Annotated in this window: 22 protein-coding genes and 1 pseudogene; 17 read left to right on the top strand and 6 right to left on the bottom strand. The window is 70.0% G+C overall.

Annotation, left to right across the window (positions count from 1 at the left end; all coding sequences use genetic code 11):
- The first annotated feature begins 23 nt into the window (after nucleotides 1-23).
- From ACFVJS_RS08790 to ACFVJS_RS08840, 11 genes are all read left to right on the top strand, one after another.
- Entirely contained in the window at nucleotides 24-494 is a 471-nt protein-coding gene (locus ACFVJS_RS08790; protein ID WP_378878545.1) for a peptidoglycan-binding protein, read from the top strand.
- Nucleotides 495-604: 110 nt separating this feature from the next.
- Nucleotides 605-1,678 (top strand): class I SAM-dependent methyltransferase, encoded by a 1,074-nt coding sequence (locus ACFVJS_RS08795; protein WP_378878514.1) that lies wholly within the window; start codon nucleotides 605-607, stop codon nucleotides 1,676-1,678.
- A 249-nt stretch (nucleotides 1,679-1,927) separates the two neighbouring features.
- Nucleotides 1,928-3,763 (top strand): LVIVD repeat-containing protein, encoded by a 1,836-nt coding sequence (locus ACFVJS_RS08800; protein ID WP_378878515.1) that lies wholly within the window; start codon nucleotides 1,928-1,930, stop codon nucleotides 3,761-3,763.
- Nucleotides 3,760-3,921 (top strand): hypothetical protein, encoded by a 162-nt coding sequence (locus ACFVJS_RS08805; RefSeq protein WP_378878516.1) that lies wholly within the window; start codon nucleotides 3,760-3,762, stop codon nucleotides 3,919-3,921. Before ACFVJS_RS08800 ends, ACFVJS_RS08805 begins: the two co-directional genes overlap by 4 nt.
- Nucleotides 3,922-3,971: 50 nt before the next feature.
- The gene (locus ACFVJS_RS08810) at nucleotides 3,972-4,664 is read left to right on the top strand and encodes a class E sortase (RefSeq protein ID WP_378878517.1); all 693 of its coding nucleotides are present in this window, start codon (nucleotides 3,972-3,974) and stop codon (nucleotides 4,662-4,664) included.
- Between the two features lie 136 nt (nucleotides 4,665-4,800).
- Nucleotides 4,801-5,460 (top strand): TetR/AcrR family transcriptional regulator, encoded by a 660-nt coding sequence (locus ACFVJS_RS08815; protein ID WP_378878518.1) that lies wholly within the window; start codon nucleotides 4,801-4,803, stop codon nucleotides 5,458-5,460.
- Nucleotides 5,457-6,692, top strand: a complete 1,236-nt coding sequence (locus ACFVJS_RS08820; protein WP_378878519.1) for an NADH:flavin oxidoreductase/NADH oxidase family protein — start codon at nucleotides 5,457-5,459, stop codon at nucleotides 6,690-6,692. Before ACFVJS_RS08815 ends, ACFVJS_RS08820 begins: the two co-directional genes overlap by 4 nt.
- Nucleotides 6,693-6,709: 17 nt before the next feature.
- Nucleotides 6,710-7,372 carry an enoyl-CoA hydratase-related protein gene (locus tag ACFVJS_RS08825; protein ID WP_378878521.1) on the top strand — a complete coding sequence of 221 codons (663 nt, stop codon included), beginning with the start codon at nucleotides 6,710-6,712 and terminating at the stop codon, nucleotides 7,370-7,372.
- On the top strand, nucleotides 7,369-8,322 hold the full coding sequence (locus ACFVJS_RS08830) for an oxygenase MpaB family protein (RefSeq protein WP_378878523.1): 954 nt from the start codon (nucleotides 7,369-7,371) through the stop codon (nucleotides 8,320-8,322). The genes ACFVJS_RS08825 and ACFVJS_RS08830 overlap by 4 nt, the downstream gene beginning before the upstream one ends.
- A complete protein-coding gene (locus tag ACFVJS_RS08835) occupies nucleotides 8,319-9,023 on the top strand; it encodes an alpha/beta fold hydrolase (RefSeq protein WP_378878525.1) in 705 nt (234 codons plus the stop codon). Before ACFVJS_RS08830 ends, ACFVJS_RS08835 begins: the two co-directional genes overlap by 4 nt.
- The gene (locus ACFVJS_RS08840; protein WP_378878526.1) at nucleotides 9,017-9,208 is read left to right on the top strand and encodes a hypothetical protein; all 192 of its coding nucleotides are present in this window, start codon (nucleotides 9,017-9,019) and stop codon (nucleotides 9,206-9,208) included. Before ACFVJS_RS08835 ends, ACFVJS_RS08840 begins: the two co-directional genes overlap by 7 nt.
- Here the strand turns inward: ACFVJS_RS08840 and ACFVJS_RS08845 are convergent.
- Nucleotides 9,197-10,825: an ABC-F family ATP-binding cassette domain-containing protein gene (locus ACFVJS_RS08845; RefSeq protein ID WP_378878527.1), complete on the bottom strand. Its 1,629-nt coding sequence runs from the start codon at nucleotides 10,823-10,825 to the stop codon at nucleotides 9,197-9,199. The two genes, ACFVJS_RS08840 and ACFVJS_RS08845, sit on opposite strands and share 12 nt — an antisense overlap.
- Nucleotides 10,826-11,152: 327 nt before the next feature.
- On the opposite strand from ACFVJS_RS08845, the gene ACFVJS_RS08850 reads away from it, so the two are divergent.
- From ACFVJS_RS08850 to aspA, 4 genes are read left to right on the top strand one after another with little or no spacing between them, the layout of a single operon-like run.
- Nucleotides 11,153-11,824, top strand: coding sequence for a FadR/GntR family transcriptional regulator (locus ACFVJS_RS08850; protein WP_378878529.1), 672 nt, complete (start codon nucleotides 11,153-11,155; stop codon nucleotides 11,822-11,824).
- Nucleotides 11,821-13,251 (top strand): amino acid permease, encoded by a 1,431-nt coding sequence (locus ACFVJS_RS08855; RefSeq protein WP_378878531.1) that lies wholly within the window; start codon nucleotides 11,821-11,823, stop codon nucleotides 13,249-13,251. The genes ACFVJS_RS08850 and ACFVJS_RS08855 overlap by 4 nt, the downstream gene beginning before the upstream one ends.
- Entirely contained in the window at nucleotides 13,248-14,252 is a 1,005-nt protein-coding gene (locus tag ACFVJS_RS08860) for an asparaginase (RefSeq protein WP_378878533.1), read from the top strand. The genes ACFVJS_RS08855 and ACFVJS_RS08860 overlap by 4 nt, the downstream gene beginning before the upstream one ends.
- Nucleotides 14,249-15,697, top strand: coding sequence for an aspartate ammonia-lyase (aspA, locus tag ACFVJS_RS08865; protein ID WP_378878534.1), 1,449 nt, complete (start codon nucleotides 14,249-14,251; stop codon nucleotides 15,695-15,697). The genes ACFVJS_RS08860 and aspA overlap by 4 nt, the downstream gene beginning before the upstream one ends.
- Nucleotides 15,698-15,715: 18 nt before the next feature.
- Here aspA and ACFVJS_RS08870 read toward each other — a convergent pair whose 3' ends face one another.
- Complete coding sequence (locus tag ACFVJS_RS08870; RefSeq protein WP_378878536.1) at nucleotides 15,716-16,333, bottom strand: TetR/AcrR family transcriptional regulator; 618 nt, start codon at nucleotides 16,331-16,333, stop codon at nucleotides 15,716-15,718.
- A gap of 38 nt (nucleotides 16,334-16,371) precedes the next feature.
- Between ACFVJS_RS08870 and ACFVJS_RS08875 the strand changes: the two genes are divergently transcribed.
- Nucleotides 16,372-17,196 carry an alpha/beta fold hydrolase gene (locus ACFVJS_RS08875; protein WP_378878538.1) on the top strand — a complete coding sequence of 275 codons (825 nt, stop codon included), beginning with the start codon at nucleotides 16,372-16,374 and terminating at the stop codon, nucleotides 17,194-17,196.
- A 59-nt stretch (nucleotides 17,197-17,255) separates the two neighbouring features.
- Here the strand turns inward: ACFVJS_RS08875 and ACFVJS_RS08880 are convergent, their stop codons facing one another.
- Genes ACFVJS_RS08880 through ACFVJS_RS08895 form a run of 4 tightly spaced genes read right to left on the bottom strand, consistent with a single transcriptional unit; the run spans nucleotide 17,256 to nucleotide 20,854 of the window.
- A complete protein-coding gene (locus ACFVJS_RS08880; protein WP_378878540.1) occupies nucleotides 17,256-18,455 on the bottom strand; it encodes an ABC transporter permease in 1,200 nt (399 codons plus the stop codon).
- Nucleotides 18,452-19,135: an ABC transporter ATP-binding protein gene (locus tag ACFVJS_RS08885; RefSeq protein ID WP_378878547.1), complete on the bottom strand. Its 684-nt coding sequence runs from the start codon at nucleotides 19,133-19,135 to the stop codon at nucleotides 18,452-18,454. The genes ACFVJS_RS08880 and ACFVJS_RS08885 overlap by 4 nt, the downstream gene beginning before the upstream one ends.
- Before the next feature lie 4 nt (nucleotides 19,136-19,139).
- Nucleotides 19,140-20,303: an efflux RND transporter periplasmic adaptor subunit gene (locus tag ACFVJS_RS08890; RefSeq protein WP_378878541.1), complete on the bottom strand. Its 1,164-nt coding sequence runs from the start codon at nucleotides 20,301-20,303 to the stop codon at nucleotides 19,140-19,142.
- Nucleotides 20,300-20,854, bottom strand: a complete 555-nt coding sequence (locus ACFVJS_RS08895) for a hypothetical protein (RefSeq protein WP_378878543.1) — start codon at nucleotides 20,852-20,854, stop codon at nucleotides 20,300-20,302. The genes ACFVJS_RS08890 and ACFVJS_RS08895 overlap by 4 nt, the downstream gene beginning before the upstream one ends.
- A gap of 231 nt (nucleotides 20,855-21,085) precedes the next feature.
- Between ACFVJS_RS08895 and ACFVJS_RS08900 the strand changes: the two are divergent.
- Nucleotides 21,086-21,226, top strand: a pseudogene (locus ACFVJS_RS08900) (response regulator transcription factor); the annotation flags it as partial.

The following is a 21,226-nucleotide window of genomic DNA, read 5'->3' on the forward strand; positions in this document are numbered from 1 at the left end:
CTTCAACAAGGAAATAGCGGGGGCTGCGTGCAGCGAGTGCAGCACGACTCGGCGGCCTTGCGCGCGACGGCGACTACGGCACCCTCACGACGAAGGCGGTAAAGAACTTCCAGCGGTCCCGGGGTATGCGGGTGGACGGTGTCGTAGGCCCGAACATGTGGAGCAAGCTCCGTGACCGGCTCCCAGCCCAGGGCACTGCGATCTTCTCCGCCAACGGCGTGCACTGGTTCGCCTGCCGCAACTCGGCGAACACCAAGATCCAGCTGGCCGTGCGAAACCGCTCCGGGAAGACTCTCCTTCAGTCGAAGGTGTTGTCGAGCGACAGCAGCGGTTACAAGATCGGCACCGTCGCGCGAGGCGAGCTGCGGCGTACGTCCTTCTATGAAGAGGGGTCGAAGCGAACCTGCACCAGAATGACCGGCTACTTCTCCCAGAGCTGGACGGTGAGGCGCACCGAGTCGTTCCTGCGTGGTCGCCTACCAGTGTGTCGCTAGGTCTGAAGAGTCCACCGCTCGATCACGGCGGTCGAACGTGCTGTACCTGAAACCAGGTAGGGCCCTGACGGGAATGATCAGGGCAGTGTGAGTCGGACGATGGTGGATCGATGGATGCATCGCAGCAGACGGCGGACGAGGTTGCCGAGCGTCTGTTCGGGTCGCTCCTCGGCACGGTGGAGATCGTCTCGGTGTTCATCGGGGACCGGCTCGGGTGGTATCGCTCGCTGGCCGATGACGGACCGGCGAGTGCGGTCGAGCTGACGGAGCGTACGGGAACGCAGGTTCGGTACGCACGGGAGTGGCTCGAGCAGCAGGCGGTGAGCGGGTTGTTGGTGGCGGACACCGACGGTGAGCCCGATGAGCGGCGGTTCGCGATCCCGGCCAGCACGGCGGAGGTGATGACGGATCCGACGAGCCTGGCCTATCTGGTGCCCATCGCTCGGATGTTCGGAGCGGTGGGGCCGGTGCTGCCTCGGCTGATGGAGGCGTACCGGAACGGGGGTGGGGTGAGCTGGGATGAGCTGGGGGATGACGCTCGGCAGTCGCAGGCGGATGCCAATCGGCCGTGGTACGAGAAACAGCTCGGGCCGGCGCTGGCCGGCGTGCCGGTCGTCCATGACGCACTGTCCGCAGAAGGCTGTCGGATTCTCGACGTGGGCTGCGGTGGGGGATGGTCGAGCATCGCCCTGGCTCGTGCCTACCCCGAGGCCACCGTCCTCGGCATCGACATCGACCAGCCTTCGGTCGACATGGCGGTGGCGAACGCGCGCGAGGCGGGAGTCGAGGACCGGGTGCGGTTCCTGTGCCAGGACGCTGCGACGCTCCCAGACGGGACGGTCGATGTGGCGTTCGCCTTCGAGTGTGTGCATGACATGCCGCGGCCGGTCGACGTCCTCAGCGCAGTCAGGAAGACGCTCGCGCCCGGGGGATCGATGGTGGTGATGGACGAGGCCGTGGCGGACAGCTTCGCTCCGGACGGCGATGAGCTGGAGCGGATCATGTACGGCTTCAGCCTGCTGGTGTGTCTGCCGGACGGGCTCTCCTCGCCTCCGAGCGTCGGGACCGGAACGGTCATGCGGCCGTCCACCTTGAAGAGCTACGGCGAGGCGGCGGGCTTCAGCGGGTTCGAGGTGCTCCCGATCGAAGACTTCGGATTCTGGCGCTTCTACCGGCTGTCTTGACCGCATCGCCGCGGCGGCGTGATCGAGATCGCCCGCCCCGCGCTCGGGTTCCCCCACGTGCGGAAATACCGAATATGTATGGGGATCGTCTCCCGCTCGCGGTGGCATATTTGAGGACGGGCGTCTCTCGGGAGATCGGCGCTCGATCGGCACCGAGAGGAGCCCGAAATGGGTCGCAAGGGTCGTCTTTCGTCAGCGTTCGTCGCCGCAGCCCTACTACTCGTCGGACAGCTGTGGGCAGCGGGGTCAGTGAGCTCGCACCCCGGTCAGCACGGCCCGACCGAGGGGCATCTGACCGGCACCGGGGCGTTCGGCACCATCGACCTGTTGTCGGTCGAGCGTCTCACCACCGCGCCCGAGCTCGTCGCCGACGTGGCCGTCAGCCCGGACGGGCAGTGGGCGTACCTCGCGAACTGGGGCGAGCCCGACTGCGCAGGACCGGAGGTCGGCGGCCAGACCTCGCCGGACGCAGGCGCCTGGGTCGTCGACATCAGGGATCTCGAGGATCCGAAGAAGGTCGGCTTCATCCCCTCCAGCCAGGACACCCGACCGGGCGAGGGGATGCAGGTGGTCACGATCACCACGCCCAAGTTCAGCGGCGAGGTCCTCGTGATGAACAACGAGCAGTGCGGCAAGAACGGCCGAGGTGGGATCTCCCTGTACGACGTCACCAACCCGAGGAAGCCGGTCAAACTCTCCGAGCACTTCGGTGACCGCGCCAACATCTCGCGCGGGGACGCGAACGACATCCACAGCGCGTTCGCCTGGGACACCGGGGCCAAGGCGTACGCGGTGATGGTCGACAACTTCGAGACGGCCGACGTCGACATCCTCGACATCACCAATCCGAAGCGCCCGCGCCTCGTCCGCGAGCTCGACCTCGACACCATGTTCCCCGGGATCACCCAGGTCCAGCTCGGGCTCGTCCAGATCAACTTGCACGACGTTGTCGTCAAGCGGATCGACGGCCGCTGGGTGATGCTGCTGTCGTACTGGGACGGCGGGTACGTCCAGCTCGACGTCACCGATCCGGTCAACCCGACCCTGGTCGGTGACACTGACTTCACCAACCCCGATCCCGAGCTGCTGGAGTCGACGGGGGTCGCCCTGCCGCCGGAAGGCAACGGGCACCAGGCGGAGTTCACGGCGAACAACCAGTACTTCATCGGCACCGACGAGGACTTCGCCCCCTACGGCGCCACCAGCTTCCGGATCTCCAGCGGCGCGTTCGCCGGCGGCTACCCGTCCGTACCGGTGCCCGGATCCGCCCCGATCGTGGTCCTCCCCGACGAGCGTCTGAACGGACCCGTCGTCTACGGCGGCTACGGCTGCCCGGACTCGTCACCGATCCCGTCGCCGAGCTCGATCCCGGGCTACGAGGCCTCGCTCGCAGCGGGCGAGGAGAGCATCGTGGTGCTGCAGCGCGGACCGACCGGCGACCCGAGTGCGCCGGAGGCGGCGTGCTTCCCGGGCGAGAAGGCGCACGAGGCCGTGCAAGCCGGCTGGGACGCGGTGGTCTTCGTCCAGCGGCATGGCGGTACCGAGAACCCGCCGTTCTGCGGATCCGGCGCCTTCGTCGACGTGGTGGTCGGCGTCTGCACCAACCACGAGGCGTATCACAAGATGTTCAACACCGGCCCGTTCTCGCCGCCGTGGACCTATCCCGACGGACCGGCGATCGGGACCGTCGGCGAGCGCATCGATGCGACAGCCGCCTTCGACGGCTGGGGCTACGTCCACCTGTTCAGCAACACGGCGACCAACGGCAAGTTCGCCGAGCTCGACACCTATGCGATCGACGAGGCTCACGAGGAGGCCTACGCGACGGGGTATGGCGACCTGACGGTACACGAGGTCGCCACCCACCCGGACGATCCGGCACGGTCGTACCTGTCGTACTACGCCGGCGGGCTCCGAGCCCTCGAGATCCAGGGCACCGAGCTGGTGGAGGTCGGCGGCTACCTCGACGAGAGCGGCAACAACTTCTGGGGCGTCGAGGTGTTCGTCCGCGACGGCCGGACGATCATCCTCGGAAGCGACCGCGACAGTGGTCTGTGGATCTTCGAGGACACAGGCCAGGGTTGAGCCGCAAGGGCAGTGACCGCGCCGGCCCTGAAAGCAGCACATCGGGCTCGACGCGGTCGTCGCGGTCACAGAGTTACGGTGAAGCGGCGGGCTTCACCGGGTTCGAGGTCCTGCCGATCGAGGAGCTCGGGTTCTGGCGCTTCTACCGGCTGTTCTGACCTGCGGCGTACGGTGGGTCTCCCACCAGCAGCTCGCCCGAGGCGGCGCCATGAAGATCACATCGTTCCGGGCCGTCGCCGCGGTCCTCGGGGCCCTGGCGCTCGGCGGGTGTGGCACTGAGACCCCTTCAGGGCAGAGCACGTCCACACCGTCGGCCTCGTCGTCGGCGACGGCATCGCCGAGTCCCACCGCGTCGCCGACCGCTACCGAGACAGCACCGCTGTCCTCGGAAGGCACCCCGATGCGCGGCGAGCTGTCGATCCCGAAGATCGGCGTCACCGACCTGGAGGTCGTGCCCTACCGCGGATGGACCGACGACGCTCCCGGCACCGAGATCCAGAACGGCGGTGTCGCGGCCAGCCCGTTCGGGCCTCGCGGCGGTACCGGGCCGGGCGGGATCGGCAACTACCAGGTGACCGCGCACCGGCTCTCGTCCACGCAGGCGTTTCTCAGCCTGCCCGAGCTCGAACCGGGCGACCGGGTCCGAGTGCGCACCGAGGAGGCGACGTACGTCTATCGCATCACCGGCACGCGGGAAACGTCGTTCCGGTCGGAGGCCTCGCTGAGGGCGCAGCGGGCGCCCGTCCCCGGCAGGCCGGGTGAGGAGCCGACTCGAGCGATGATCACGCTGTCCACCTGTGCCACGCCCGAGGACCACGCGGCGGGCAACTACTGGTCCGACGAGTTCGACAACCCCGAGCACCGCATCGACAAGATCGGCGTCCTCGTCGCCATCCGGTGACGATCAGAGGCGGCTCTCGTCGATCGAGGCAGCTTGGTGGAAGCCCTCCCAGAGCCGGCCGCCGGCCGGGGCGAGGTGACGCGCGACACATCTGGAACCATTGATCTAGAGCGTCTGCTCTATTTAGAGTCGACGCATGTCCCGACAGCGACTTCACACGCTCGACGACCTCCTCGACGTCGCCGAGCAGATCGTGACCAGCGGTGACCCCTCCGGTCTGACGCTGCGCTCGCTGGCCGCCGCGGCGGGGGCGTCGAACGGGACGATCTACCATGCGTTCGGCTCGAAGGACGTGCTGCTCGCACGACTGTGGCTGCGATCCTGGTGCCGGCTGCGCGATCTGATGGCGGAGGCGATGGGGGAGGGCACCGAGACCTCCGGCGAGGACGCCGTCGTGGCGGTGGCGCTGACCCCCGTCGAGTTCGTACGCCGCTTCCCGGCCAGCGCCCGGTTGTTCTTCGTCCAACGCCGCGACCAGCTCTTCTCTGCCGACGTTCCGCCCGAAGTCGAGTCCGAGCTGAGCGCCGTTCAGGAGAAGTTCGTCGAGGTGCTCATCGCGCTGGCGCGCGGGGTGTGGGACCGCGGTGATCGGATCGCGGTCGAGGCGATCGCGGTCTGTGTCGTCGACCTGCCCGGCGGCATCCTGCGCCGCTGCCTCCTCGAGGACCGCGAGGCCGACGCGGCGACCGCCGCCCGGCTCGAGGCCGCGGTCCGCGCCATCCTCACCGTCCCGCTCGAACCTCGTCCTGCCAAGACAACACCTGCAGATCCGTCCACACCGAGGAGCAACCCGTGACCCGAGACCAGTCGATCCTGGCGCAGCCGCTCGAGCTCCCGAACGGGTTCGTGATCCCGAACAGGCTCGCCAAGGCCGCCCTCAGCGAGGGCCTCGGGCGTCGCGACTTCACGCCTGGAAGCCGCATCAAGAACCTCTACCGGCGCTGGGCGAACAGCGGCGTCGGCCTCTCGATCACCGGCAACGTCATGGTCGACCGCACCGCGATCGGCGAGCCGGGCAACGTCGTCGTCGAGGACGATCGCCACGTCGACGACCTCGCCGAGTGGGCGCAGATCGCCAAAGCGGGCGGCTCGAAGGTGTGGGTGCAGATCAACCACCCGGGCCGGCAGACGCCGCGTACGCTCACCGCCCATCCGGTGGCGCCCTCGGCCGTGGCCGTGCCTGGCACGGGCGGCCTCTTCGCGGAGCCCCGCGCGCTGACCGAAGCCGAGATCGAGGACCTGATCCGCCGCTTCGCCACGACCGCGAGGGTCGTGACCGGGGCGGGCTTCGACGGCGTACAGATCCATGGCGCGCACGGCTACCTGATCAGCCAGTTCCTCTCGCCGCTGTCCAACCAGCGCACCGATGCCTGGGGCGGAACACCCGAGAAGCGCCGCCGCTTCGTGCTCGAGGTGCTCCGTGCGATCCGCGCCGAGGTCGGGGCAGGCACCCCGGTCGCGATCAAGCTCAACTCCGCCGACTTCCAGAAGGGCGGCTTCGGCGAGGAGGAGTCGCTGGAAGTCGTCCACGCGCTCGCCGAGGAGGGCCTGGACCTGCTGGAGATCTCCGGCGGCACCTACACCTCTGCCGCCATGCTCGGCGTGGACCCGTCGCTGAAGGCGAGCACCCGGCGCCGGGAGGCCTACTTCCTCACGTACGCCGAACGCGTCCGTGCCGAGCTCCCGACGCTGCCGCTGATGCTCACCGGCGGGTTCCGTACGGCCGCCGGGATGGTCGACGCGGTCGAGTCCGGTGCCGTGGACGTCGTCGGCCTGGGACGGCCGCTCACCGTGCAGCCCGACTTCCCGGCCCAGCTGCTGGCCGGCCGCGCCGACGAGAGCGTCGTCAACCCGCGCCGCAGCGGGATCCGGATGCTCGACAGCCTTACCGAGCTGACCTACTACAGCGTCCAGATGTGGCGGATGGCCAAGGGCAAGGAGCCGGCACCCGACCGGCACGCCGCCCTCAACGTGACCCAGTACCTCCTCAACAACGGCCTCGAGAGCCTGCGCTCCCCGCGCGGCTGACCCCGGAAGGAACGACCATGACGACGACCCTGACCCAGACAGACGGCGTGTACGTCCTCGACATCGGCGACACCGAGAACCGGTTCAGCCCCGACTGGATGACGTCGGTGAACGACGCGCTCGACAAGGTCGTGGCCGCGCCGGCGCCGCTGGTGCTGACGGCGACCGGCAAGTTCTACTCCAACGGTCTCGACCTGGACTGGCTCGGGCAGAACGCCGACCAGTTCGAGTCGTACGTCGCTGACGTGCAGGCGCTGCTCGCCCGCCTCCTGGTCCTCCCGGTGCCGACGGCGACCGCGATCAACGGGCACGCCTTCGGCGCCGGCGCGATGCTCGCGATGACCCTGGACTGGCGGGTCATGCGTGAGGACCGTGGCTTCTTCTGCTTCCCCGAGGTCGACATCCAGATCCCGTTCACCCCGGGCATGGCTGCCCTGATCCAGGCCAAGCTCACCCCGCGTGCGGCAACTGACTCGATGACCACCGGCCGCCGCTTCCCCGGGCCTGACGCGCTCGCCGCCGGCATCGTCGACGGAACCGCACCCGACGCCGAGCTCCTCGAACAGGCGATCGCGCGCGTCGCCCCGCTCGCCGGCAAGCCGGCCGAGACGCTCGGCAAGATCAAGTCGACGATGTACGCGACCGCGGTCGCCGCTCTCACAGCCGAGGAAGCCCGATGACGGTCCCCGGTACGCGTCCGGACGGATTTCCGCCGACGCGTGCCGAGAGCCGACCCGAGCTGCTCGCGCCGGGCTCGCCCACACTTCGGGTTCTCGCGGAGCCGCTCACCGCGCTCTACGGTCTGCCCGGGTTCCTGCTGCCCCTCATGCACCCCGCCACCGCCGCGGCGACGCTGAAACGCGACCGAGTCTTCGCCGATCCCGATGCCGACGTCCTCGACTTCGCCCGCAGGCTCCGTGACACGATCGAGATGATCGCCGGTGTCGCGCACGGCGGCGAGGAGGCCGACCACATCGCCTACGCCATGCGGGAGCTGCACCGGCCCATGCGCGGCGAGGACACTCGCGGGGCGACGTACCACGCCTGGACCCGCGACATCTGGACGTGGAACTGGGCCGCGATCACGGCCGGCTTCATGCGCGGCTACGAGGTGCTGCGGGGCTGGCCCGACCGGGAGTTCCGCGACGACGCCTATCTCGGGCTCATCGAGGTCGGCCGGAGGTTCGGCGTGCTCGGGATGCCCGCGACGTACGACGAGTTCCTGGTGGTCTGGCCAGCGGAGCGTGACCGCGTGGCCGACCCTCGCAACGAAGGGGTTCGGACCCTGGTCGGACTGATCCATGCCCGCGGTCTACCGGCGCCCCGGGCGCTGCGACCGATGCCGCTGCCGCTGTGGGCGCTGGTCACCGCGCCGATCCGACACTTTCTCCGGGTCGCCGTCATGGTGGGGCTGCTGCCCGAGGAGCGGGAGATGATCGGCTTCCCCGAACGCGCCGTGGATCGTGTCAGCGTCCGCATCCATGTGGTCTTCTGGCGGCTCCTCCTCCCGCGGAAGATCTCCTATCGCGTCGGGCTCGCCTGGATGTCGGCGCGCGCTCGGTGGTCGACGCCGGTGTGGCGTACGCACTTCTCGGCCGAGGCACTCGCCGCGAGAGCGGAGTCCGCATGACCACGGTGACCACCAGCGACGGGTTCGAGCTCGCGGTCTACAGCGCGGGCGAGGATGTCGCCAAGCCGACCGTCGTGCTCGTCCACGGCTTTCCCGACGACCACACCGCCTGGGACGGGATGGTCGAGCGTCTCGCCGAGGACCACCACGTGGTCACCTACGACACCCGCGGCACCGGTGCCTCCGGCAGGCCGCGCAGGATCGCCGACTACCGCCTCGACCAGCTGGCCGCAGACCTCAGGACCGTCCTGGACCACGTCGACACCGGCGCAGGGGTCCACCTGGTCGGCCACGACTGGGGATCGGTGCAGGCCTGGCACCTGATCACCGGCCCACAACGCCACGGCATCCTCAGCTTCACCTCCATCTCCGGCCCGTGCATCGACCACATCCCTGGGTGGGTTCGCCGCAAGGCACGGGCCGGGCGGTTCCACGACATCGTCGCGATGTGGAAGTCACCGCTCTACATGGGCTTCTTCTCGATACCGCTCATCGCCCCGGTGCTGGCGCGCCTCGGCCTGATCGACCCGGTCATCAGGCTGTCGCTGAAGGCCTTCGAGCGGCCCGAGCCGCTCGAACCGCGACCTCACGGCCCACCGCTCGCCGCAACGCCGCCTCCATCCGGATCTACGCCGCCAACGTGCTCCCGCGCCTGCTCAGGCCGGCTCGCGGTGGCACCGACGTACCTGTCCAGGTGCTGACTCCTCAGCGAGACATCTTCATCCCACCGGTCACCCAGTCCGATCCGCACCCGGAGATGGCGACGATCGACATCCGTGAGGTGCCGGGCGGGCACTGGGCACCGACGTTCAACCCCGGTGTGGTCGGCGGACTCGTCGCGAGCTGGATCGCACGACATCGCCAGGACCCGGGCTCAGGTACGTGATGTGCGGCCGGCAGGTCCGTCCAGGTATTGACGCTGGTGCATGTGACCGTCCGTGTCGAGCTCGATGACCGTGTCGATGCCGATCCGCTCCAGGAACCCGACGTCATGGCTGACCACGAGCAGCGCCCCGCGATAGGCGTCGAGCGCCTCGGCGAGCTGCTCGACGCTGGTGATGTCGAGGTTGTTCGTGGGCTCGTCCAGAATCAGCAGCTGAGCGGGCGGGTCGGCCAAGAGGAGACGGGCGAGGGAGACGCGGAAGCGCTCGCCGCCGGAGAGCGTACGCACCGGGCGGTCCACGCTGTCGCCACGCAGGAGCAGGCGGGCGAGCTGGTTGCGGATCGTGCCGGACGGCGTCTCCGGCGCGACGGCGCGGACGTTCTCCATCGCGCTGGCCTCGTCGTCAAGGCCGTCGAGGCGCTGGGGGAGGAGGACCACGAGGTCGGTGAGGAGACGACCGTGCGGCCGCCCGGCCACCGGATCGGAGCCCTGCACGAGATGGGTCAGCAGGGTCGACTTGCCGGAGCCGTTCGCGCCGACCAGGGCCACCCGCTCCGGCCCCTGGATCACGACCGTCCGGCCCTCGTCCTCCAGCTCCGCGATCCGTCGGCTGCGGGGCACGCCGGGGTCGGGGAGGGTGAGGTGGATGTGCTCTTCGCTGCGTACGAGGGCACCGGCTGCGTCCACGGCGGCCTGGGCGGCCTTGACCTTGTCGTCCAGCGTCGAGCGCAGGGAGCCGGCGGAAGCCTGGGCCTTACTGGCCCGGTTGCCGGCGAGGATCTTCGGGATCCCGCCGTCCTTCGCGGTCTTCTTCGCGGTCCGCTCACGGCGGGCGAGCTTCGTCTCCGCCTCGATCCGCTGCCGCTTCTCGACCTTGAGCGCCTGCTGCGCCGACCGAGCGGTCTGGAGAGCGGCCGCCTGCTCCTGCTCCTGGTGCTCCTTCCAGGCGCTGTACGGCCCACCGAACGTGCTCAGCGTCCCGGCGTACAGCTCGGTCGTGCTGTCCATGTGCTCGAGCAGCTCGAGGTCGTGGCTGACGACGACGAGCGTGCCCGGCCACTGGTCGACGAACTCGGCGAGCTTGGCCCGGGTGGCCCGGTCGAGGTTGTTCGTGGGCTCGTCGAGCAGCGTGATCGGGGTGCGGCGGATCCGCAGGCCGGTGATCGCGATCAGCATGCCCTCGCCGCCGGAGATCTCGGCGACCCGGCGATCGAGGTCGGCGGCGGAGAAGCCGATCTGGTCCAGGGCCTCGTCGGCACGGGACTCGATGTCCCAGTCGTCGCCGATCGCGTCGAAGTGGCGCTGGTCGACCTCGCCGGCCTCGATCGCCCGGATCGAGGCGAGGACGTCGTCGATGCCGAGCAGCTCGGCGATCGTGGTCTCCCGCCGGAGGGTGAGCGTCTGCGGCAGATAGCCGACCTCGCCGCCGGCGTCGATCTGCCCGGATGTCGGGGACAGCTCGCCGGCGATGAGGCGGAGCAGGGTGGACTTGCCGGCGCCGTTGCGACCGATCAGGCCGGTCCGGTCGGTGCCGAAGGTGCCATTGACGTGATCGAGGGCGACGGTGCCGTCGGACCACTCGAAGGTGAGGTCGCGCAGGGTGATGGATGCGGTGGACATCGCGGTGGGTTCTCTTTCTCCTCCGTCGAGCGCCACGAGGGCGCGACGGGAATCGGTGACAAGTCGATGGCGAGTGCACCGCGACGTCGACCGGAGGGGTCGCGATCGCGCGTCCGTGGAGGCGGACGTGCCGGCATGCCGACGCGAGCGCGTCAGGCGAGAGCCACCGGCAGTGCGGTGGCTAGAACTTGTCCACCTCGATCAGTCCCACGGCTCCAACGCTAGCAGGTCAGGCCGGGTTGACAGGCAACGGTGACGGCCCTCACACTCATCGCCATGAACCTGTCTGACAGGCAAACAGTCAAACCGATCCGACGTGCCAACGCCATGGATCTCGTCCTGGCCGAGCTGCGCTCGGAGATCGAGTCCGGCACCTTCCCGGTAGGCACCCGGCTCCCGTCCGAGGCGACCCTGGTCCGCGATTTCGGGGTCAGTCGCCCGGTCGTCCGGGAGGCGCTACGAGCCCTGCAGGCGCTCGGCATGACGGAGTCCCAGTCGGGGCGGGGGACGTTCGTCGTCTCCGACCGGGCTGCGGACAACCCGACCTTCGGCAGCTACTCCGCGCGTGACCTGGTCGAGGCGCGGCGGCATGTCGAGGTCCCGGCGGCCGGCTACGCCGCGGCCCGGCACAGCGGCGACGACCTCGACGAGATGCGCAGCCTGCTCGAGCGGATGGAACGCGAGGAGGACGGGGCCGTCTGGGTCGCCCTCGACTCGCTGTTCCACATCGCCATCGCCCGCGCCTCGGCCAACCCCGTCTTCGGAAAGGTGATCGAGGAGATCCGCGAGGCCCTCGCCACCCAGTCCGCCCTGCTCAACAAGCTCGACGAGACGCGGCGTACGGCCTCCGACGCCGAGCACCGCCTGATCGTCGACGCCATCGCCTCCGGATCCTCGGAGACCGCTGAGGCGGCGATGCGCGCTCACCTCGAGCACGTCGACGACGCGCTCGGAGACATCGTCCGCGACCCCACCACCGACAGGAACACCGCTCGATGACCTTGCCAACCTCCACCGGCGCCGAAGCCCAACCCCAGCCCCAGGACGCGGGAGACGAGGGCTACGGCAAGTCCCTCACGCCGCGCCACATCACGATGATCGCGATCGGCGGCGCCATCGGCACCGGCCTCTTCCTCGGCGCGGGCGGGCGACTGGCGAGTGCCGGGCCGTCCCTGGCGATCGCGTACGCAGCATGCGGTCTCGTCGCGTTCATCGTCGTGCGCTGCCTCGGTGAGCTGATCCTCTACCGCCCGTCCTCCGGAGCGTTCGTCTCCTACGCCCGCGAGTTCCTCGGCGAGAAGGGCGCCTACACCGCGGGCTGGATGTACTTCCTGAACTGGTCGACCACCGGCATCGCCGACATCACTGCGATCGCGCTCTACGCCCACTACTGGTCGTTCTTCGCGCCGGTTCCGCAATGGGTGCTCGCCCTGGGAGCCCTGCTGATCGTGCTGGCGCTCAACCTGCTCTCGGTCCGCCTGTTCGGCGAGATGGAGTTCTGGTTCGCGCTGATCAAGGTGGCCACGCTGGTGGTCTTCATGGCGATCGCGATCGTCCTCATCGTGACCCGGCACCCGATCGACGGCACCACCCCGGGACCCCAGCTGATCACCGATCACGGCGGGCTGTTCCCGGCCGGCATGCTCCCGATGGTCCTGGTGATCCAGGGCGTCATCTTCGCCTACGCCTCCATCGAGCTGGTCGGCGTGGCCGCCGGCGAGACCGCGGACCCGCGCCGCGTCATGCCCCGGGCGATCAACACCATCATCTGGCGCATCGGCATCTTCTACGTGGGTTCGGTCGTCCTGCTCGCGATGCTGCTGCCGTGGTCGGCCTACTCCGCCGACGAGAGTCCGTTCGTCACCGTCCTCTCGCGCATCGGCGTGCCCGGCGCGGGCGACGTGATGAACCTGGTGGTCCTCACCGCCGCGATGTCGAGCCTCAACTCCGGGCTCTACTCCACGGGCCGGATCCTGCGATCCCTCGCCGCGGCCGGCACCGCGCCCCGCTTCGCCGCGGCGATGAACCGGCACAAGGTGCCCTACGGCGGCATCCTGATGACCGCTGCCGTCTGCGTCCTCGGTGTCGGGCTGAACTACGTCGTCCCCGCCCAGGCGTTCGAGATCGTCCTCAACCTGGCATCGGTGGGCATCATCGCGACCTGGGCGATCATTCTGATCAGCCACACGATCTTCGAGCGCCGCAGTCGCAGCGGCGTCATCGAGCGTCCCACCTTCCGGGTGCCGTGGTCACCGCTACCGCAGCTCATCGCGCTGGCGTTCCTTGCCATGGTCCTGATCCTGATGTTCTTCGACCACGTCGGGCGGATCACGCTGCTCGCGATGCCGGTGCTGCTGGTGGCTCTGGTCGCCGGTTGGTTCGTCGTCCGTGACCGCATCGACACCTCGGCGATGGAGGTGCGATGAGCCTGCCTCACCTCGTGACACCGGTCGCCGACCCGGCTCCGATGCGGGCGCCGGTCCACGAGCCTCTGGTCGAGCTCTGGCGCGGCGAGATGGTCGAAGGTGTCCATCACGGCTCGGCGGTCCTCCTCGACCCCGAGGGCCGGGCGCGCCTGGCGATCGGCGACATCGAGGCGGCGTTCTACCCACGCTCGGCGGCCAAGCCGATGCAGGCGGTCGCGATGGTGCGTGCCGGGCTGGACGTCGACGACGACCTGCTCGCGCTCGCCGCCGCCAGCCACTCAGGCGAGACCGTCCATCTGGCCGGAGCGCGCCGGTTGCTGGCCTCCGCCGGTCTCGGCGAGGAGGCGCTGAAGAACCCGCCGGACCTGCCGTACGACCCGGTCGAACGGGAGTCCTGGCTGCGCGCCGACGGCCAGCGGAGCCGGCTCGCGCACAACTGCTCGGGCAAGCACGCCGCGATGGTCGCGACCTGCGTGACCGCAGGTTGGGCGCCCGGCCGCTACCTCGATCCAGCCCACCCGCTCCAGGAGGCCATTCGCGCCACCGTCGAGGAGCTCACCGGGCAGCGGGTCGCCACGGTGACCGCGGACGGCTGCGGCACCCCGCTCTTCGGGATCTCGCTGCACGGGCTCGCACGCGCGGCCCGGCGCCTCGTGCTGGCACCCGGGGGCAGCGCCGAGCACCGGGTCGCCGCGGCGATGCGCCGCCACCCCGAGATGGTCGCCGGAACCCGTCGTGACGTCACCACGCTGATGCGGAAGGTTCCCGGGCTGCTGGCCAAGGACGGGTTCGAGGCGGTCCAGGTCGCCGCCCTCCCCGACGGCACCAGCCTTGCCCTCAAGGTCGCCGATGGCGCCGATCGGGCCCGTCTGCCCGCGCTGCTCGCCCTGCTCGCCGAGGGTGGGGTCGACCCCGCTGCCCTCGCCCCGCTCGCCCCCGCCGACCTGCGCCCCGCAACGACGCTCGCCCCGACCCGTACCGACCCGACGGAGAAGCCATGACCTCACCGACCCGCAGCGAGCACGACCTGCTCGGCGATCTCGACGTCCCCGCGGAGGCCTACTGGGGCGTCCACACCGCCCGCGCCCAGGCCAACTTCCCCATCACCGGCACCACCATCGGCACCTATCCGCACCTGGTGAACGCTCTGGCCGCGGTCAAGGAGGCTGCCGCGCTCGCCAACCTCGAGCTCGGGCTCCTCGACCCGGAGCGTGCTCGGGCCATCGTGGCCGCGTGCCAGGAGATCCGCGCCGGTGCGCTGCACGACCAGTTCGTCGTCGATGTCATCCAAGGTGGCGCCGGCACCTCGACCAACATGAACGCCAACGAGGTCATCGCCAACCGGGCCCTCGAGCTGCTCGGTCATGACAAAGGAAGCTACGGCGAGCTCCACCCCAACGAGCACGTCAACCTCAGCCAGTCGACCAACGACGCCTATCCCACCGCGGTCAACATCGCGACCATCATCGCGGTCGGCGCGCTGGCCGACGCCATGCGCGTCCTCGAGGAGGCCTTCGCCGCGAAGGCCGAGGAGTTCGCCGGCATCCTCAAGATGGGACGTACGCAGCTTCAGGATGCCGTGCCGATGACCGTCGGCCAGGAGTTCCGCACGTATGCGGTGATGCTGGGGGAGGACCGGCTTCGGCTGCAGGAGGCCGTCACGCTCCTGCACGAGATCAACCTGGGGGCGACTGCGATCGGCACCGGGCTCAACGCCCCGGTCGGCTACGCCGAGATCGCCCGGCGTCACCTGGCGGAGATCACCGGCTTGCCACTGGTCACCGCACCGGACCTGATCGAGGCGACCCAGGACTGCGGTGCCTTCGTCCACCTCTCCGGCGTGCTCAAGCGGGTCGCGGTCAAGGTGTCCAAGACCTGCAACGACCTGCGGCTGCTCTCCTCCGGGCCGCGGGCCGGACTCGGCGAGATCAACCTGCCTCCGGTCCAGGCCGGGTCCTCGATCATGCCGGGCAAGGTCAACCCGGTCATCCCGGAGGTCGTCAACCAGGTCGCGTTCGAGGTCATCGGCAACGACGTCACCGTCACCATGGCCGCAGAGGCGGGCCAGCTGCAGCTCAACGCGTTCGAGCCGGTGATCCTGCACTCGCTGGTCGGCAGCATCACCCACCTGGCCGCCGCGTGCCGTGTGCTCGCCGAGCGCTGCGTACGCGGCATCACCGTCAACGGGGAGCTCACCCGCGCCCAGGTCGAGCACTCCATCGGGCTCGTCACCGCGCTCAACCCCGAGATCGGGTACGTCGCCGCGACCGAGATCGCCCGCGAGGCGCTCAACAGCGGTCGTGGTGTCGCCGAGCTGATCCTCGAGCGTGGCCTGGTCTCACCCGAGCGGCTCGCCCACCTGCTCCGCCCCGAGCAGCTCGCCCACCCCGGCACCGCCGACCGTGGGCCCGTGGTGCCCGAGGACGCGCTGGACTCGGTCGAGTAGCCGACCGAGACCGATCCGTCAGACTCTCGAACGCGCGTGATCGAGGAGCGTGCCGAGGGCGGCGTCGACGATCTCGAGGAGCCTGTCACGCCCCATTCCCTGGTTGGACTGTGTCGACAGCCCGTGCCACAGGGTCTGCACGAGCGTGGCGAGCGTCGCCGGCACGACGTCGGCCTCCAGCCGACCCTCGTCGCGTGCCCGCTCGATGCGCTCCCGGAGCAGCCGCTCGTTGGAGGCATGGAGCTGGCCCACGTACGTTCGGATGTCGATGGTGTCGGGCGTGTCCGTCATCGCCGCGCTGCTGATCAGACACCCGGGATGCCGTGCGCTGGGCTGGGTGAACTCCTCCACCGAACCACGAAGCAGCCGGCCGAGGACGTCGCCGAGCTCGGGCTCGGCGCACGCCTCCTCGTAGATGGTCCGGTATCGCTCGGCGTAGGTGCGGACGGCCTCCTCGAAGAGGCCCGCCTTGCTGCCGAACGCGGCATAGATGCTCGAGGTGGACATGCCGAGAGCGGAGCTGAGCGCGCGCGTGGTCGTGCCGGAGTAGCCCCGGCTCCAGAAGAGCCGTGCGGCAGCCAGCACGGCGTCGTCGCGGTCGAATGCCCGCGGACGTCCGACGGGTCGGGAGCTCATGGGTTGAATTATAGAGCGCCTGTTTCATAATAGGAGTTATGGAGCGTACGTTTCAGAAATCGATCACAGCAGGTGACGGCGGATCGGTCGCCGTCGACGTGTACGGCGACGCGGGCAGCCCCGGTCTGCTCGTCGTTCCCGGCGTGATGAGCGATGCCTGGGGATGGCGGCACGTCGCCCGGGCCACGACCGCGTGGCCGTCGGTCTCGGTCGTCAACCGGCGAGGCCGTGCCCCGTCGAGCCCGCTCGGCGACAGCTACTCGATCCGGACCGAGGTCGACGATCTGAAGGCTGTGATCGAGCAGCTCGGCGAGCCGCAGGACATCTTCGGCTGGAGCTACGGAGGTCGCGTCGCCCTCCTGCTCGCTTCCGAGCGGCCGGTGGAGCACGTCATCGCGTACGAACCGGTAGCGCCCGGGTTCGGTGCTGACGCACTGCCGTCCCTGCGGGAGGCGGAGGAGCTCGGCGACCGGGGCCGCAGCGTCGAGATCGTGAACCGCCAGGTCTCCGGGTTCTCGGCGGAACACGTCGAGAACCTCCGGGCCGACCGCGACGCCTGGGCCACGCTGTGCCGCCTCAGCGAACCGCTCTACACCGAGCTCGGTGCCCTGACCCGGGCGCAGCTGCCGGAGACGTTGGGTTCGCAGGCAGGCGTGATCGACCTGATCATCGGTGAGGACAACGTCGGCGCGGCGCCGTACGGGACATCGTTCGAGCAGGTCAGGAGCAGAACTCGCGATGCCGAGGTCCATCGGCTTCCCGGTCAGGGTCACCTCGCTCACATCGATGCACCCGAAGCGCTCGGCCGGCTGCTCGACTCCCTGGTCCGTGTCGGCAAGGCCCAGCCGGAGACATTGATCTGAACAAGGACGACGCGCCGTCCCACCAGCTGACCGGTGGGACGGCGCGCCTGACACCGCGGTCACGGGGTCGCGAGCGCCTCGGTGGGGGAGAGCCGCGCGGCCCGGGCCGCCGGGTAGAGGCCGGCGACGCAGCCGACCAGCAGGGTGGCGCCGAGCCCACCGCCCAGCGCCCACGGGGGGACCACCGGTGTCCAGCCCTGCGTCAGCGCATAGACCACCGTGACGCCCCCTCCGATCGCCACCCCGGCGAGTCCGCCGAGCAGAGACAGCAGCAGCGACTCGGTCAGGAACTGGGACCGGATCTGGCCACGCGTCGCTCCCAGGGAGCGACGCAGACCGATCTCGGCACGTCGCTCCAGGACCGAGATCACCATCGTGTTGGCGACCCCGACACCACCGACGACCAGCGCGACCGCGCCGATGCCGAGCAGCAGGGCGGTGAACGCCTGGTCGGCCGCCTGCTGCGCCTCGAGCGCGTCGGAGGGCTGGGCGACGTCGACCTCACCAGGGGCCTCGGGGTTGGCGGTGGCACCGAGCACTGCCTGGGCCGACTCGACCTGGTCCGGCGCGGCTCGGGCATAGAGCGTGGTGGGGTGCCCGTCGAAGCCCAGCACCTCCTGGGCGACCGGCCAGCCGATCAGCGCGGCGGTGTCGATCTCCGGCACCAGCGGTGAGGGTTCCAGGATCCCGATGACGGTGAACCAGCGCCCGCCGAGGAGGATCTCGATCTCCGGGCTCGGCGAGCTCACTCCCAGCCGCTCCGCGGCCGCCGCACCCAGCACCACCGCCGGATACTGCGCGGTCGCGTCGTTGAGCCAGGTGCCGCTGGCGAGCTCGGTGGCGGTGGTGTCGAGGAGGTCGGTCCGGGCCGCGTACGCCGCGATCCCCTTGGTCTCGGCAGCCGGGGTCTTGTCGGAGCGATAGACCTTGGCGTCCGGCACGATCCCGATGGCGGAGACGTCGGTGACCGGACCGATCCGGCCGACCATCCCCTCCGCCGACAGCGGCAGCACCGCCTGCTCGCCCATCATCGTGGTGCCGTTCTGCGCGCTCAGCAGGTTGGTGCCGAGCGCGTCGAGCTGGGCGTCGAGCTCGGCGCGTGAGGACGAGGAGATGCCCACCACCGCGATCATCGCCGCGATGCCGATCGCGATCCCCAGGGAGGAGAGGAAGACACGTATCGGGCGGGTGTGCAGCCCGGCGGCGCCCACGCGCAGGTGGTCGCCGGTGCTGAGACTCTTGGGTGCCAACGTACTCATCGATGACCACCCACCAGGGAGGAGCTGTCGGAGACGATCCGTCCGTCACGGATGCTGATCTGACGGGGCAGCGATCGGGCGATGTCGCCGTCATGGGTGATGATCACGACGGTCGTGCCGTCGCGATGCAGGTCGCGGAGCAGCTCCATCACACCGGCCCCGGACACCGAGTCGAGGGCGCCGGTCGGCTCGTCGGCGAGCAGGAGGGCGGGGTCGCCGGCGACGGCTCGCGCGATCGCGACCCGTTGCTTCTCGCCGCCGGAGAGCTCGTGCGGCCGGTGCTCGAGCCGGTGGCCGAGCCCCACCCGGGTCAGTGCCTGCGAGGCCAGCTCGCGGCGTTCCGTACGTCGCCGCCCGCTGTAGAGCAGGCCGTCGGCGACGTTGTCGAGGGCGGTCGTTCCCGGGGCGAGGTGGAACTGCTGGAAGACGAAGCCGATCCGGCTCGCCCGCAGCGCCGAGAGCTGGGCATCGTCGAGCGCGCCCACGTCGTGCCCGGCGATCCTCACCTGGCCGGAGGTCGGCCGGTCCAGGGTGCCGAGGATGTGCAGCATCGTCGACTTGCCCGAGCCGGAGGGGCCGACGATGCCGACCAGCTCACCGGCATCGATCCGGATGTCGGCACCATCGAGGGCGCGTACGTCGCCGGCGTACGTCTTGTGCACGTCGGTCAGCTCGATCATCGGCTCACTCACCCGGCACCCCTACGAGCGTCCCCTCGCCGATGCCCTCGCCGGAGATCTCGACCCGACCGCCGGAGAACAGGCCGGTCTCGACCTGGACGTATTCAGCGGTGCTGCCGTCGACGACCTCGACCCCGAAGCCGCCCTCGGCGAGGGCGAAGAGCGCGGCGACCGGGACGGTGAGCACGTCCTTGCGCTCGCCCGCGGTGAAGGTGACGTCGACGGCGGCGGCGTCGTAGGCCGCAGCGGCCTCGCGGCCCTTCTTCTCCGTCAGTACCGCGACCACCTCGAGCGTGGTGGTGGCCTCGCCTTCGCCGCCACCGTCGCCCGACTCCTCCGACACCTTCGTCGAGGCGTCGGTGACCTTTCCTGCAGCGCCGGTGCCGTCGGGAAGGGTCACCTCCACGGCGGCACCGACCTCGGCCACCCGCCGGTCGGCGGGGTCGAGGGTGACGGTCACCGAGGGCACCGTGTCGGTGACGGACAGCACCGGGCCGCCGTTGCCGGTCTGGTCGCCCAGGCTCGCGGAGAGGCTGCCGATCCGCACCGCGGCGGGCTGGACCACGATGTCGCTCGTCCGGACGTTTCCGGTCTCCTCGACACCGAGGTCCTCCTGCCACTCCGCGACCGCTGCCGCGGTCGCGTCGGTGTAGTCCTGGTCGACGTCGAAGCCGCGATAGCCCAGTTCCCAGAGGTTCTTCTCCAGCTGCTTCACGTCCGTGCCCTCGGCGCCGGGGGCGAGATCTCGCCACGCGGGCACGGTGCCGTACAAGAGGGGCACCGGCGTGGCGTCCACCTCGAAGAGGGATTCGCCGCGGCGTACGACCTCGCCTTCGTCGGGGAGGGCCGTGACCGTCCCGGGCCTGCGGGAGGCGATCGGGACGAGAGCCCCGTAGCCGAGCGTGCCGCCCTCGGTGACCTCGTCCGTGAGGGTGCCGCGGGTGACCTCGGCCGTCGCCGGGGGGAGTGGGCCGGTCGTACCGGAGCCGTCGCTGCGGGCGGCGTACGCATAGGCCGCGGCCGCGGTTCCGGCGACAGCGAGCACGGCGAGGCCGATCCCGGCGACCTTGGCGGTGCGGCGTGGGCGCCGCGGTGACCCGACGGCTTTCCCGGACCCGGCGCTCTCGGCCGACTCCAGCCGGACAGGTACGTCATCGATCTCGGTCACGACGCCTGGCCCTCCTGCGCCTGGGAGCGAGCGTCCTCCAGGATGTCGCGACAAGCCTCCTGGGCGGCCTCGAACTGCGGGTCCTCGCCGATCTCCGGGGTGATCTGCATGCCCATCTGGCCCGGCTGGGGGTCTGGGAAGTCCTCGACGCCGTTCTCGCGCATGCACTCGGCCATCTCCAGCATGGCCTCGCGCATCTCGGGGTTGTCGCCGCCCATCTGGCCCTGCGGGGCGTACTCCTGGCACGCCTCCATCGCGGCCTGCACCGTCTCGCGGTCGACTTTCTGGCCGCCACCGCCGAACTGGAGCCGTAGTCCCTCGCCCGGCGGCGGGTCCTCCACGTCGAGACCGTGCTCGCGCAGGCACTTGGTGAACTTCAGCATCTGCTCGCGGTCGCCGCCGCCCTCCTCGCCGGCAGCCGCGCTCGCATCGGAGTCGGCGGTGCCGTCTCCGCCTGCCGACGCGATTCCGCCGGTGTCGTCACCACCGCAGGCGGTCAGGGTCAGGCCGAGCGCGAGCAGCGCTGCGGCGGCGAATGTTCGGGTGAGCATGGATTCTCCTCGAGTCATGGTTGATGGCGCCGGCCCGGCCGGGTGAGGTCCGGGCCGGCGGGCCCAGCCAACTCGTGTGTGCGTTTCCCGGTGATCTGGCACGGGTTAACGTCGAGGAAATGCCGTACGCGGCAGGCTGACCCGTCCGGAGGGACCGGTCACGAGTCCGGTCAAGAGTCGAGTCATGAGTCGAGTCATGAGTCGAGTCATGTGTCGAGAAGGAGTGAGGCGATGCGGGTGCTGGTGGTCGAGGACGAGCCACAGCTGGCGGAGTCCGTCGCCGAATGGCTTCGCCAGCAGAGCCACGCCGTCGACGTCGCGCTCGACGGCGGCGAGGCGCTGAAGCGGATCGGCGTCAACGAGTACGACGGG

This window comes from Nocardioides sp. NPDC057772 (assembly GCF_042798075.1).
GTDB lineage: Bacteria > Actinomycetota > Actinomycetes > Propionibacteriales > Nocardioidaceae > Nocardioides.

Coding starts and splice junctions, on each gene's coding strand:
- ACFVJS_RS08885 (WP_378878547.1), bottom strand. CDS start 19,135: ATGATCGAGCTGACCGACGTGCACAAGACGTACGCCGGCGACGTACGC.
- ACFVJS_RS08835 (WP_378878525.1), top strand. CDS start 8,319: ATGACCACGGTGACCACCAGCGACGGGTTCGAGCTCGCGGTCTACAGC.
- ACFVJS_RS08850 (WP_378878529.1), top strand. CDS start 11,153: ATGGATCTCGTCCTGGCCGAGCTGCGCTCGGAGATCGAGTCCGGCACC.
- ACFVJS_RS08825 (WP_378878521.1), top strand. CDS start 6,710: ATGACGACGACCCTGACCCAGACAGACGGCGTGTACGTCCTCGACATC.
- ACFVJS_RS08870 (WP_378878536.1), bottom strand. CDS start 16,333: ATGAGCTCCCGACCCGTCGGACGTCCGCGGGCATTCGACCGCGACGAC.
- ACFVJS_RS08880 (WP_378878540.1), bottom strand. CDS start 18,455: ATGAGTACGTTGGCACCCAAGAGTCTCAGCACCGGCGACCACCTGCGC.
- ACFVJS_RS08860 (WP_378878533.1), top strand. CDS start 13,248: ATGAGCCTGCCTCACCTCGTGACACCGGTCGCCGACCCGGCTCCGATG.
- ACFVJS_RS08815 (WP_378878518.1), top strand. CDS start 4,801: ATGTCCCGACAGCGACTTCACACGCTCGACGACCTCCTCGACGTCGCC.
- ACFVJS_RS08845 (WP_378878527.1), bottom strand. CDS start 10,825: ATGTCCACCGCATCCATCACCCTGCGCGACCTCACCTTCGAGTGGTCC.
- aspA (WP_378878534.1), top strand. CDS start 14,249: ATGACCTCACCGACCCGCAGCGAGCACGACCTGCTCGGCGATCTCGAC.
- ACFVJS_RS08795 (WP_378878514.1), top strand. CDS start 605: ATGGATGCATCGCAGCAGACGGCGGACGAGGTTGCCGAGCGTCTGTTC.
- ACFVJS_RS08810 (WP_378878517.1), top strand. CDS start 3,972: ATGAAGATCACATCGTTCCGGGCCGTCGCCGCGGTCCTCGGGGCCCTG.
- ACFVJS_RS08855 (WP_378878531.1), top strand. CDS start 11,821: ATGACCTTGCCAACCTCCACCGGCGCCGAAGCCCAACCCCAGCCCCAG.
- ACFVJS_RS08895 (WP_378878543.1), bottom strand. CDS start 20,854: ATGCTCACCCGAACATTCGCCGCCGCAGCGCTGCTCGCGCTCGGCCTG.
- ACFVJS_RS08830 (WP_378878523.1), top strand. CDS start 7,369: ATGACGGTCCCCGGTACGCGTCCGGACGGATTTCCGCCGACGCGTGCC.
- ACFVJS_RS08875 (WP_378878538.1), top strand. CDS start 16,372: ATGGAGCGTACGTTTCAGAAATCGATCACAGCAGGTGACGGCGGATCG.